Source organism: Paenibacillus litoralis (assembly GCF_046244365.1).
Classification (GTDB): Bacteria; Bacillota; Bacilli; order Paenibacillales; family NBRC-103111; genus Paenibacillus_V.
Genome location: NZ_CP176395.1, coordinates 2,311,445 through 2,326,072, shown reverse-complemented (window position 1 = coordinate 2,326,072; position 14,628 = coordinate 2,311,445). Strand labels below are relative to the sequence as shown.

The following is a 14,628-nucleotide window of genomic DNA, read 5'->3' as shown; positions in this document are numbered from 1 at the left end:
GTTCGTAAAAGGTATAGAAATACGTCGATACCGAGACTTCATACAGATCGAATTCCCTTATCGACGAAGAAGGCAAACGAAAGACCGACCCTCGACGGGGTCGGTCTTTCGTTTGTTACTCCTGCAATTTGATGACGATTTTGGCAAGTATTTTAGCTAATTTGTAATAATCCTTGAAATCGGAAATATAACTACCGGCAGCTTTCTCGAACATCTTCATAATAATAGTCGCGCCGATCGCATCGCGGTATTCATCCCAAACGGCTCCCAAAGCGTCGTAAAAATTGAAGCCCGACAAAATCAGCACTTTGGCCGCGTCCTCATAGCCGATTACTTCGGTTTTCTTCAGCTGATTCGTAATGCTCACAATGCTTTTATTCGCGTTCCGCAGCGCGGAGATTGTGACGATAACCGCGATATCGTTGTTGCTTAGCAATTTGCGCTCCACCGTCTCCAGCGAATCGTAGAACGCCTGTCTTTCGCGCGTCGAAACTTCTTTGATGATCGTGTACGTTTGCTTCAGATTATTGCCATTCGCCATCTGGAGCGCGTCCACGAGCTCGACGAGGGAAATCAAATCCGAATCGAGCATCCCCTTGGCGATATCCTTCAGCGTCCATCCGCCGATCTCCTGCAAATATCCCGGAACCCATACCGGACGACAGCGCGCAGCTATAAGGGCTCCCGCAACATCGGAAACTTGCGTAAAACCGCCGTCGTACAAAACTTTGGCAATAGAGTAAAAGCTCAGCCCCGAAGTCTGGAAGAGCGCCTGCGCAAGATCGGAAGCCGACATGCCCGATTGCTTCAGGATCGCGATCGTATCGTTGGAGGTGACGTTCAAGTATTTCAAATACTCGACCAGCACGTATCCATTGCTCTGGAGCCAGCGCAGCTTATCGTCTAGCGTCCTGTCCCTCAAATAGTTCAAGGCAGCGTCGGCCGAAAGCCCCAGCTTCTTTAAAATCGCCGCGACGGCATCGCCATTCTCGCCCCGAATTCTGAGCGCGTCCATGATCGCGCTTTTCTCGTAACCCTGATCGCGCATGGCAAGCACAATGTCCGCCATGGATGCGTTCGGCAACCCGGCTTTCACGATCGCGATCATATCGATTGCCGTCGGACGGCTCCACTTCCTCACGTTCTGAAAGATGCCCGCTGGAGTGACCACACCGAGGCGAACCAGCTGCGCGCCCTGTTCTTCCGCACTGCCTGCGTTATGTCGCGATGTATTGTAATAATAGTACCGCATCGTAAGAACGGTCGCATTATCGAAGCCGAGCTTCGACAGCGTATCGACCAAATAGCCGGATTCGGCGGTTTCTAGCAGCCCGCGCCGGTCAAGCTCCGAGGCAATGGCGGCCGCATTCGACCCGCTCTCCTTCAACCCTTTCAAGTAGGCGAATAACGGATCGGATCCGAACACTTCGATTACGGCTGCGCGTACGCGTTCAGCCGGTATATCCGTTGTCGCCAAAGCTTGCGTGACACCCAGGTCGTCGAGGCTAAAGATTACCTTCAAGGCAAGCACGATATCCGTATCCTTGAATTTCCCCTTCATAAAGCCGACAACGCCGTTCGGCGACGATGCGGAGCCCGGAGGAATCAATCGGTTCAGGTAAGCTACGCTCGTGTCGCTGTAATAAAGCGCAAGAACGGTATTCCCTATATCCACGACATTGTAATAAGGCGCAAGCAGCTTCGTGGCATCGTCGGCTCCCAGTTTGTGCACATCCTTCAAGTACTGGAGGATATCTTTCATCGGGGCGCCTTGCTGGTTCAAGAACGCAACGGCTCCTTCCGCCGTCGTTATGCCATACAGGTTGAGAACCTCTTGCAAAGTGCCGGCAGACGTGTCAACCGCACTGTACAGCTGCTCGACGGTCGACTGGATGGCGGCCGCGGCGTATTTGCCGAGCGCCATCAAAATCGCCTTCGTCTCCGATCCCGACTTGCCGTAGCTCGACTTCAGAGACTGGACGATGTACGCCATCCGATAACCGCCCGCATTCATTTGCAGGGCAAAATCCTCGGCTGACGAAAAGGCCCCCGCTGTCAGTAAAGCCTTGATCATCCCTGAATCGAACGTCGATCCGTAAGACGCGTTCAAGCCGCTTAGTATCGTACTCGTTTCGAACGATCCGTCCGCTGTAAGCAGTTGAGCGGTTTCCCCCGACGATTTGCCGTAATAGGCCTTGAGCGCGCTCGCGATGTCCAGGAGCGTGAAGCCTTTGGACCACAGATAGGAAATCGCTGCAGCCGCATTCGTGATGCCGCCCTCCTCGAGCGCTTTCACCGCGCTCCGCTGCGCGGATTCTTGCCCGTTCGATTCGCCGTACATCTGGAGTACGGTCCACGTTATGATGCTGTTGTCTTCAAGCTGAAGGCTGGTTAAAGCGTCGATGGTCGTCTTCGACGAATTGCCGTAATACTCTTTGGACACCGAAACGACATCTTGCAGCGAATAGCCCATGGAACGCAGGAATGGCGCGGCGTCGATAATGGTGTCGATACCGCTCGCTCTCAGCAAGTCGGAAAGGCTTTGACCGATCGGCTTCCCGTACAGTTCGGCCACGGTACTCAGGATATTCGAGTTCAAAAATTGTTTCGATTGCAATAAGGCATAGGTCGCTTCGCCGGCCGTCAGCAGGTAATAGGATTTGGCGGCCAACACGACTTCGGACAGCGTAAATTGCCTGTTCTTCATAGCGGAGATTGCATCGGCAAAAGTCGCAATTCCGATCTCCGCTAGCGTATCCAGTGCCGTCTGCGTCATGGTCTGTCCGTAAATGGCGGACACCTCACGCTCAATGTCCGCTTGACTAAAGCCCCCCGCCGCCATTAGTGCGGCGGACGTGGCGCCGGCGGACAGGCCGTAATGCTCCTTGCCTACTCGTACGATATTTCGTAAGCCATAGCCCATCTTCTGAAGGAACGGCACCGCATCGCCAAGCGTATGGAGCTGGCTTGACGCGAGCGATTCGACGATGCTCTGGCTTTGCGAGCTTCCGTATATATCGGAGATGCCCGCAACTACGTCCGATTGGCGATATCGATTGGAGGCGAGCAGCTCATGCAGGGCTGCTCCCGCCGAGATTCCGTATCCGTTCTTCGCCAGCTTGATGCTCGTCGCCAAACTGAACTTCGCCTGGAAGACGAACGTAATGGCGCCGGCATAAGCGGCGACCCCCTGTTCGACAAGCAGCGCATGAATCGTCGACTCGACGGACTGGTCGTATGCCGCGGCAATCGACGTAATCAGCACGTTGTTGTCGCCCATATGCTTCTGCGTGAAGAGAAGAGCCGTTTGACCGGCCGACTGACCGAAACGCGATTTCGCCAGACCGGCCATTTCTTTTATGCCGAAGCCCGCATTGCGCAAATAGTCTATTCCGGCATCGACGGTGTCGATTCCTTCCGCTTCGAGCGTTTCGGCCATCGTGGTCTCGAGCGTTTGCCCGTACATGCTTGCCAGCCCCAACAGAATCCCGTTCACATCGTAAGGATAAGCGTCAGAGAGCAAATAGGCGGCTTCCCCTGCCGAAATGCCGTAATATTCCTTGAGCGTGCGTGCGATATCCGATAGCTCGTAACCGCCCTTCTTCAAAAACTCGATCCCGCCCGTAGGCGTGTCGATCGATGATGCGGTCAGAAGCTGCGCGATCGTGACCTGCTGCTGGGAATAGAGCAGCTGCAGCACGCCGATTGTTTCCTTCAAATTGTTGCGGCCGGAAGCGAGCACAAGCAGCCCCTTCATGACTTCATCCTGACTGAAGCCGCCCTTGATCAGAGCCGGCCCCGCTTGCTCGGCATCCCGGTAGGAAGGATAACGGGCTCTGAGCGTATTGATGACGGATGTCGCCGTCGCTCCTTCCGATCGCAGCAGCTGAATCCAAAGCGCGATCGGATCGCTTCCGTAAGCCCAGGCAAGCGCCATGCCGATCTCCTGCTCGTCATCGCCGGAGTTCCGGCGTATCGCCTCCATCGCTGCGTTCTGATCCAGCCCGTATTCCTCGCGCAGTACTAGCGCAATATTCTTAAGCGCATAAGGGGCCAGCTTGACAATGACCTGGTCCATCGAAAGAGACGTGTTTTTCAGATAAGCCGCTACGCTGCTTGCCGCGATTCCGTGTTTGCTGAAGGCGGATATCCACTCGGTCCAGCCTTTGCTTTCGAACACGGCGGCGACTTCCTCGAATGCATATCCCGCATTCTTCAGCGCGGAGGTCAGATAAGGCAATCCCTTCTCTCTGACACCGCCCGTCGGGTAAAAAGGGATCGTCCCTTCCACGATATCATCAAGTGTAAACCGGCTGGACAAGCTCATGGCGACCGTAATGTCCTCCATGGTCGCTCCCGAGAACAAATATTGCGAGTCCTTGACGATCGCCGGCACGGAGCACGGACAGCCGTAAGCCAGCGCGAAAGCATTCGTCCGCTCCAGCTCGACCCATTGCTGCAGGGTCAGACCGAGCTGATTGATCAGGGCTTTGGCGATCGCGTACTTTTCCCACATCCGCACGCCGTTCATGGCTTCTGCTAAGGAAATCGCGTCAAGCGCCGTGTCCGAATCCTCGGCGAACGCCGCCCGTAAAGCCGCTAGCACCTCGGCCGCCTCGTAGCGGTTCGTGTAATCCTTATAGAAGATCTGCATGGCATCGCTTAATGTAAACGGTGAACCGTCCTGCACAACGGCATCGCGAACCGTCTCCAGTGCCCGAGCCGTCGTCATGCCTGTTTGCTTAAGCTGTCTGAACACTTCATAGCGGTTGCCATACGGCACATGTTTCATGAAATAATTCGCCAAGGCTGCAGGCTCGTATCCGCCCATCAACAGATACCGGATCATGGCGTTTCTTTGTTCTGGAGTCGCTCCCGCATACAGTGCCCCGATTGCCGTAGAGATGTCGGCTCCGTAAACTTCGCGAAGCAAGCCCGCCCGCTTCGCCAGATCGTATCCGTTGCTGCCGAATTGCAGCATGACATCGCTTAAGGTCGTTCCCTCACTTCCCCATACGTCCTTCACAACGATTGCGATATCGCTGGCGGCGTAATTTCTCATCCCTAAAGCGCTGATGACGATGCCCGGGCTGTCGCCTGCCGCTCTCACGGCACCGGCGATCTCTCTGTTCGGCAAGCTCGCACCCAGCATCGCTGCCGCCGTGTCTATCTTCGAATACGCTCCGCGAGCGACCGAATAGACTTCGGGTATGGCGAAGCCCGCACCCAGGAAGGTTCCGACAAATTCGGCCGCGTCAGCAAAGCTGTAGTTTTGCGTGAGCGCCGCGCCAATCTCGCTAGCCTTATAGCCGGCTTGAGTCAGCCATCCGGCGCTCGTAACCGCATCCGCGGCATAGAGCTCTTTTATGACCGAAGCGGCATCGCTTGCCGGAAGCCCGCCTTCCATAAGCGCTTGAATCGCAGCGCCGGCCGTCAGTCCGTATGCCTGCTGAACGGCTGCGGCAATATCGTTCTTGCCGTAGCCTGCGTTCCTCAGCAGGCCGGTTGTGCTGCCGCTCGCCTCTTCATACACGGAGCGCAGCATTTTTGCGATTTCCTTGGCAGTTACGCCAGAAGACTTGAGCGCAGGTACGACATTTTTAGCCGGGTAGCCGAGCTTCCGCAAAGCGGGCGCGATTTCGCCGGCTTTATACCCTGCGGAGATCAAGTCTCGGGCCAGACTCTGATTATTGGTGAAAGAAAAGCTTAATGACGATAAGACTTCGTATATCGTTGCGGCATCGGCTTGCATCGCATAGAAAAGCTGGGCGCGCTCAGCCAAGTCACTTAAGCGGTACCCGCTAAAGACCCATTTGTAAATGGTTACGGTCGTAAATCCGCCGTCTCTCAGCAATTGAGCCGTTTCCAATGCCGTCTTGCCATACTGGTTATGAAGCACCTGCGCCGGATATTCGGCGTTGTACTTGTAGGGATAACTCGTCACGTAACCGAGCACCGTCGCGACATTCGCCACCGGCACTTCGCCGAAGGTGGCAAGATACGTTTGATTCACCGCTTTAACCCTGTTCACGTTCGGATAGGCGACTGCCGCCGTGGACGACGAACCGATCGTGCGGCCGCTGCCGCTCCAGGTCAAGACGATTTGCGTCCGATCCGCCCCAAGCACGGCATTCACGGAGCTCTGCCACTGGGAGTCGATCATGACCGAGAACGACGAATACGGGTGCACGCTCTCCAGCGGTTTGTCAAATGTCAGAAGGATCTGCGTTCCGCTCTCGCTGGACGTTGCAGCGAGCAATTGCGGAGGCGAGCTGACGTTGTTCACTGTCAAATCGGCACCGAACTCGTAGCCTGCCTTGCCGAGACTCAGCGAAAACTCCTTATTGTAAGTCAAGTTTGCGACAACTTTGTACGTTTGTCCGCCATCCGGCGTCGTGACCGAGGCAAGCGTTACCGGATTGCCGAGTTTATCGTGCAGCGCGATGTTCAATTCCGGCGCCGGCACGGTCAGCGAAAGGGTAAAGCCGTTCTCGTTCACGGTCGAGACGTTCGCGACGACATGAATAGGGACGTACAGGCTGGCTGCAGCACCGAAATCAATCCCCTTCTTGTTGAAACGAAGCGAATAAGTGCCGCCTTCCGCCAGCGCGGCCTGAATGATGTAGGTTCCTACCGTCGTGCCGGGAACAACCCCGGTTACGGCGACTGCATCGCCCGCTTCCGTTACGATCTCGACATTGCCTTGCTGCAGAACGGTTTGCGCCCGTGATAGCGATACGGTTAACCCGTTACGGTCTGCGTGTTCCACTTGACTGCGGACGACAAGCGGTAAAATCGCTTCAATCGGCCCCTCGACCGGATTTTCCGGATCCGCAACCGTTACCGTGTAGATTTCGCCAGGGGTCAACCGGACTTGAACCGTATACGCTTTGCCGGCATTGGCGTTATTCCAGTTGCTGTCGTAAAAGCTGGTAGCGTCCAGCGGGATCGCATTGCCAGAGCTATCGGCAAGCTTGACGAACGACGCCTTCAAGCGCGGGATGGCCACGCTCAGATTCAAGCTGAACCAGGATACGGTCATATCCGAAGTCGACAAGCTTCGAACGACGAATGGCAAAGGCGTACCGAAATCGTAGCCAGGCGACGTAACGGTCAACGTGTAGCTTTCACCGTCCTTCAATTCGGCTGCCGCCGCATACGTCGAACCGCCGTCCGCCGTGGTCAAAGCGTCCACCTGGACGGATGCTCCTCCATTGTCCAGCAGCGATACGTTGGCTGCGGAAAGTCCTGCTATCGATGCCGGCAAGCTCAGCGTGAATCCTTTGCGCGCAGCTGCGGCAATCGACGGCGTTACCGGAACGGGTACGAGCAGCGGCGTACCGGTGTCGAAATCGTACAGACTTTGCGCTATTGCCACGGTATAGGATTGGCCTTCCGTGAGGGAGGCTTGAACCTGATACGATTGTCCTCCATCGCTTGAGCTTGCCGCCTGAAGCCCGACCTGCCGGCCTTGAACGTCCAGCAGAGTAAACTGGCTCGCGCTTAAGCCCGGCACGGCCTTGTTCAGCTTCACGGTGAAACCGGTGCGGCGAATCGCTTCAACCGTTTTCGTTACCGTAATCGGCACGGTTGCCGTCAAAGCGGATCCGAAATCGTAATCCGAAGCCGAAAGCGATAGCATGTAGGACTCGCCCTCGTTCAGTGAGGCAACCAATGCATAGGCCATTCCGTCGTTAAACTCGGTGACGGAGTCGATCGGAATTGGCTGGCCGCCGGAATCGCGAATCGTAAAGCTGCTTGCCGGCAAACCACCCACGGCAGGAGATAGCTTTGCAATCATCTGCCGAGCATTGCTTTCGCCCAAACTGACGGTAATGATACTTGGGAAGAAGACGGAAAGTCCGCCGCCGAAATCATAGCCTTCCTTATCTAGGGTAACCGTGTAAGTCTGGCCGCCGCCGAAGGCGGAAGTCACACGATATGTCGCGCCGCCGTCTTCCGTCACGGCCGATGCTGCGGTCAACGGTTGGCCGGAGCTGTCTTCCAGCCTGAAATGTCCAGTGCTCAAGTCCGGAACCGCCGGATTTAGGCTGATGTCGACATGGGCGGCTCCCGAGCGCAATACGGCCGTGCGTACGATGACAGGCACGTCGATCACGACAGACGAGCCGAAGTCATATCCGTCCTTCACCGGAAGAACCGAATAGCTCTCCGCTCCCCAGAAGGCGGATTCGATCTTATAGGTGAATCCTCCGTCCGTAGTCGTAACCTGCTGCACGGGGAGGAAAGCGGCGTTTCCGTTTCGTCTGATCTGGAAGTCGCTTGCGCGCATGTTCGGTACGGCATGATCGAAGTGAAGCATAAACGCGTTGTTGTTTCCGCTCTCCATGCCTACGAAAGAAGGGGTAACCGCTTGAATGGACAACGGAATTGCCGCTCCGAAATCATACCCCATCTTATTGATCTGCAGCGTATACGGCACGCCGGCAGCGAGCGCCGCATACGCCACATAGGTCAAGCCCGCGTCCCGCGACACGATAGAAACGTTTTTAACCGGTTCGCCTTGATCGTTTACAAGCTTCAAGTCGGTAGAGAATAGACTGAGTGGAGACGTCAAGTTTAGCCTAAAGCCTGTCAAGGATACATGGTCGACCGATGCCTGTCTCGCGCTCAGGGTGAATGCCGGCGGCGCGAAGAAATGATAATGCTCCTTAGCGATCCTAACGGTATACGCTTTCCCTGCGGTTAACGGCACAAGGACAGTATAGGTCGCCCCGGAATCCGCCGTTGCTGCGGATTGCAGCGCGATCGGGTTTCCGCCTTCATCGGTTACCGTAATATGGGAAGCGTCCAACTCCGCTACCGCCGGGAACAGGTGCAGCTTGAAGCCCGTCTGGGTTTGCAGGTTGACGATGACATCGACATTCATCTTGAATCCGGCTTTGATCGGATCTCCGAACGAATAGCCCGGGGCACTCGCCGTGAGCGTGTACGTTTCCGCCTGATCGAAGATCCCTTCGATCTTGTAAAGGCTGCCGCCCTGATAGGTCGCCGTTATCGCGACCTTGCGGCCTTGGCTGTCAAATAAGGCAAAGTTGTCCGCGTTCAAGCCGGGCAAGTCCGGATATACGTAGATGACGATTTCATTCGTCTTCATCCCAAGCAGACGGACGGACACCGATGCCGGAATGTCAAACGCGGCCGGAGACGCCAGCTTGAATTCGTCTCTGGCCAGATCCAACGTGTATCCCACACCCGGACTGAACATGGTCAAGTAAACTTGGTAACTAAGTCCCTGGTCGCCGGACTCCAAGGAATATTGACTGCTCGGAATCAGGTTCCCGCTCGGATCGCGAAGAATAAGCTGATTAGCCGACAATCCGGCGATTGGGGAACTGAACTTGAGCTTGAAGCCTTTATCGGTCACTCCATTGATTGCAGCCGAGACGATCTTCGTAACGAAAAACGGTACAGGCGCGTTGATTTGATAAGCGGCTTCCGGTTTCAATTGCAAGGTATAATAGCTGCCGCCTGCCAGCGCACCCGCAAGCAGGTAGCTCGCTCCGCCGTCGTTCGTAACCGCCGATGTCAGGACAATCGTCTCCCCTTGAGCGCTGCGAACGATAAAGTTCTTTTTCAGAAGTCCCGGGATCGGAGTGCCGAAACTTACTCTTAATCCTGAAGTCGTCGCTTCCGAGACGTGTACAGCCGGCGGCGTCGTGAACGGCACCGGGCTCATCTCGTATCCGGGCATATCGAGCTTGAACGCGTAGATTGTCCCCGGTTGAAGCTGATTCGGAACATAAAGCCGGTAGCTGGCGCCGCCGTCAGCCGACTCGAACAAGTTCGGATAATAAATCCGGCCGCTCGCGTCCGTTAAGGATAACCCGAAATAATTCTCAATCTCAGGGAACGCGGGAGAGAACTTCAAGATCAAATGTCCGTCGCCCGTCACATCCATAACGCTTCCCGATACGAAACGATTGACATGGAACGCAATCGGGGAATCGAACGCGACATAATCTTTCTCAAGCATTACCGTATAGTCTGCATGGCTGGCCAGATTAACATATACGTGATAGCTGGCGCCATTATCGTCCGTTGCCAGCGCAATTCCGCTCAACCTATTGTTCTGCGAATCACGGATCTCGATATGGGCCGGCAGCAAGCCGGGCACGGCGTGTTCGAACGCGAGATCGAAGCCTGCCTTCGTGACCTTCGTTATCGTAGATACGCCGGCAACGATCGTCTCGGCAACCTGGAAATGGACGCCGGCGGCAGGCAAGTGTCCGGTCAGTTTCAGATTGTAGCTGCCTCCGGGCAAACCGGCCGCAAGGCGGTAAGTGCCGCCCTGGTCCGTCGTCGATGCGGATTGAATGCTCACTTGGTCGCCCGTAACGGCATTGACGAGAACAAAACTGCCGGCGTCAAGCCCGTTAACCGGATAGTTCAATTTGACGTTCAAGCCTTTATCGGTAATTTGGTCGACCGATACGGTCGCTACGACCGGAACCGCGAACCAGAATACGTTGCTGCCGATATCCGCATTTACCGTCAAACGATAGCTGCCCGGCGTTAAATCTGCCGCAATCCGATAGCTGCCGCCCCCGTCGCCTGTCACGACCGAACGGATGGCAACCGAGCTGCCGTTGTCTCTCGCGAGCGTAAATCCATACTCCGTATTGATCGCAACGGGCGGATTGAGCCCCAAGGTAAATCCGGTATATGAAGGATTCACGATCGCATTTTGGGCAAATATCCGAATCGTTCCCGGAGCACCGAAATCGTAACCTTCGGCTTTAGCAGATACGCTATAGCTCTGTCCACCTTGGCCGTTAAAGGTAACGATGTACATACGCTGCCCGTTGTCCCAAGCGACATTCGTTATCGCAACATCTTTGCCTGCCGCATCCTTGGCACTAAAATTGTCCACGGTCAAATTCGGCACGCTCGGATTCAAGCCGGCCATAAATTGCGTCGGCTGCCGTCCGGCGTTCCACAGGTTGAGAGTTGCGTTCACCAGCTTGGCCGGAGCTCCGAAATCGTAACCCGATGCCGTGATAGCGAGCACAAAAGGACCGCCCGAGCTTACTTGCGAAGTTAGAAGCGAATAGCTGGCGCCATTGTCTGCGGTCGAAACGGAAGTGAACGCGATGGGATTCCCGTTCCCGCCTGTCAACTGGAACGCAGCGGCTGTTAAGCCCGGCACCGGATTGGCAAAATGAACCGTAAGGCCGGTATAGTTTCCGAACGATCCGTCGAAGGTCGTGTACTTGCTTACGGTGATCGATGCGGGAACGTTGACGGTTCCTTCGGCGAAGCGGTCGTCGTCCGTATCCAGCCGGTAACGATAGGCGCCTCCGGCTGAAAGATTTGCCTCCACGATAGCGGATTTGCCATCGCCGCCAAGCCGGATGCTTACAGGGTGAACCGGATTTCCTGCCGAATCTCTCAAGGTGATTGGATCGGCCGACAAACCGCTGACCGGATTCGTAAAGTTTAGAAGGAAGCCTTGGTGAGAGATCCAGCCTACCGTGGCCGGCATCTCGACAGACTCCGCCTGTAAAGTGACGGGCTCGGCAAAAACGTATCCTTCCTTGCTCAGGGTCAGGGTATACGTACTATTTTTATCAAGCGTTGCCCAAACCTCGTATTTCCTGCCGACAACAACGGCGCTGAGCATGTCGATACTTACGGTCTGCCCGTTGTTGTCCTGGAGACTTAGGCTCAGCGGATCCAATCCCGGCACCGGCTTGTCCAGCGACAAAATAAATCCGCCCCTCGTCACTCGGCTCACCGACGGTACGACAACCTCGTCCGCGGCGCCCGGCACCGAGACCTCCTGTGCAGAGCCGAAATCGTATCCGGTCTTGGCTATCGCTAGGGTATAGACCCCGCCTTTGGCAAGCGCCGCGGAAATGGCATAAGAAATGCCCCCGTCATCCGTTGCCGCACCGGATATCGTGACCGCCGTTCCATCGTCCTTCGCGAGGCTGAAATGGTCGGCGGTTAAACCCGCTACCGGCTTGCTGAATCTTACCGTGAATCCCCCCTCGCCGATTCCGTAAACCGCCGCCGTTACCGTGACGACTTGCGGAGTCGTGACCGGCACAAATACCGTAACCTCGCTTCCAAAGCTATACCCCGCCTTGACGATGGTCAACGCATACCTGCTGCCCTCCGCCAGCGAAGCGGTCAATACGTACGAAGCTCCGTCATCGGTCGTCTCCGCTCTCGTAATGCCGACGGCGTCCCCCGTCCCGCTCTGCTTCAACTTAAAATCGGAAGCCGCCAGTCCCGCGACCGGCTTATCGAACGACACGCGGAAGCCGGCTGCGCTTATATGTTGCGCCGGTGCCGTGACCGCGATATCTTGCGGCGGCGTGACCGGTACGCTGAACGTAACCGCAGCGCCAAAATCATAGCCTGTTTTGGCCAGCGTTACCGTATAAGACTCTCCCTCATGCATAGCGGCCGTAACACGGTAAGTATATCCGCCGGATAACGTAGCAACGGATTCGACCGGCACGGATACGTTGGCTGCGTTCTTAAGGGTAACCGCATCTGCGGTCAAATTAGGAACGGCAGGGTTGAAGGTCAACTGGATGCCGGCTGCGCTTGGCTGGCTTACCGCAACGCTTACAGCCACGGTCGGATTGCCCGTCGGCGTTGGCGTTGGTGTTGGCGTTGCTGTCGGAGTCGCGCTCGGCGTTGCCGTCGGCGTCGTGCTCGGCGTTGGCGTTGGCGTCGCAGTCGGCGTTGCCGTCGGCGTCGCGCTCGGCGTTGACGTTGGCGTCGCAGTCGGCGTTGCCGTCGGCGTCGCGGTCGGCGTTGCCGTCGGCGTCGCGCTCGGCGTTGCCGTTGGCGTCGTGCTCGGCGTTGCCGTTGGCGTTTCGCTCGGCGTTGCCGTTGGCGTCGCGCTCGGCGTTGCCGTCGGCGTCGCAGTCGGCGTTGCCGTCGGCGTCGCGCTCGGCGTTGCCGTTGGCGTCGCGCTCGGCGTTGCCGTTGGCGTCGCACTCGGTGTTGCCGTTGGCGTCGCGCTCGGCGTTGCCGTTGGCGTTTCGCTCGGCGTTGCCGTTGGCGTCGCACTCGGCGTTGCCGTCGGCGTCGCGCTCGGCGTTGCCGTTGGCGTCGCACTCGGCGTTGCCGTCGGCGTCGATGTCGGTGCCTGTGTAGGCGCCGATGTAGGTGCCGTCGTCGGTGTCTCCCCGTTGCCGGAACCTCCCGACGGAGCGGCAGGCCCCTCGCCCCGTATCGTCGTCTCTACGCTGCCCGGCTTGGTCTCGAAATGAACATTGGGGGCGTCGACCAGCGCTTTGCCGATCTCGCCCTCCCCCTTCACGCTGGAAGCGCCGTGCAATTCCATCGCAGCTACCTGGACGCCTTGACTCAGCGTAATGGTAGAGTCGTTTACGTTCTCGTTTACCGATAGACGATCAATCTTCCCCGAGCTGACGCTTACCTTAACGTCGCTCTTGATCTCAACCCGGCCGAAAGCGCCGGACAAGACGACTTCTCCGTCCGCAGTGATAACGATGCCTTCGATGCCGCCGGACGCTGTCCCGTTCGATTCAATGCGGGCATCCGACTGGACGTCCATCTGTTCGATTACCGTCGATCCTCCGACGACAACCCGAATCCGGCCATCCGTCTTATCGATGACAACGGTCCCCAGCTGGGAGTTGTCAATATGAATGCTGTGTTCCCCTCCGCCATTTATCATCGTGCTCCCAAGCACGGTAACATGGTCGAGGAAGACGTCTCCTTCTCCGACCTTTTTGCCGATCACCAAGTTTCCCTTGATGACCGTATTCCGCAGCACGGTGCCCGGAGCGTCTATCGTAAGATCCCCCGCTACCGTATACGAGCCTGTCGCCGGTCCGTATGTACCTGCGGAATCCAGCGTTCGGGCTGCCGGAACGATTCCTCCGTCGGCTTTTACAACGGATTTCTTCCGAATCCGGTCCAGTAAGACGACGGCTTCGGCTCGCGTGAGAGGCTTCGAAGGGCGAACGGTTTGATCCGGATAGCCGTCGATATATCCCGACTCCATTGCGGCGCCGAGCGAATCGCGGCCGTAGCCCGGCACGCTGTTCTGATCCTTGAACGCATCAAGAGCGTTCTTCCCCTCCGGAATAACCACTGGAACGAGCTTCGAAAGCATCATCGCCGCTTCCACGCGGAGAAGCGCTTCGTTCGGCCGGAAGCTGCCGTCGGGGTACCCCTGAATATATCCGGCCTCTGCGGCCGCTCTTACCTGAGGGGCGAACCAGGCAGCAGCAGGCACGTCCTTGAAGGAAACGTCGGCCGTCCCCTTGTAAGCGAACAATCGATTGACGAGTGCGACGAATTCGATTCGCGTAATGATCAGATCGGGGCGGACGGTACCGTCCTGGTAGCCTTCGATAAACCCCCTATCGATCCACTCGGACAACGTTTTCTCCGCCCAATGGCCCGAAAGATCCGCTTTCGCGGATGGAGCGGTCGACGAAGCCGCGGTTTCGTTCGCCGAGCCGATACCCGGCGGCACTATCCCGCAAATCATGCTTACAATCAGAAGCCAATTGAGCACGATAACCTTCCACTTCCTAGTAAAATACCTTCCCATAATAAATCTCCTTTCCTATTAAACGAAACTTGTCATCGTATTCGGCATGTCCGTTTTCT

Annotated in this window: 1 protein-coding gene; it reads right to left on the bottom strand. The window is 56.6% G+C overall.

Going from position 1 to position 14,628, the window contains the following annotated elements:
- Positions 1-115: 115 nt before the first annotated feature.
- Positions 116-14,569: an S-layer homology domain-containing protein gene (locus ACKGJP_RS09390; RefSeq protein WP_409345393.1), complete on the bottom strand. Its 14,454-nt coding sequence runs from the start codon at positions 14,567-14,569 to the stop codon at positions 116-118.
- Positions 14,570-14,628 lie beyond the last annotated feature (59 nt).

Bases quoted from the DNA above. Each gene is read 5' to 3' on its own strand.
- ACKGJP_RS09390 (WP_409345393.1), bottom strand. From the start codon at position 14,569: ATGGGAAGGTATTTTACTAGGAAGTGGAAGGTTATCGTGCTCAATTGG.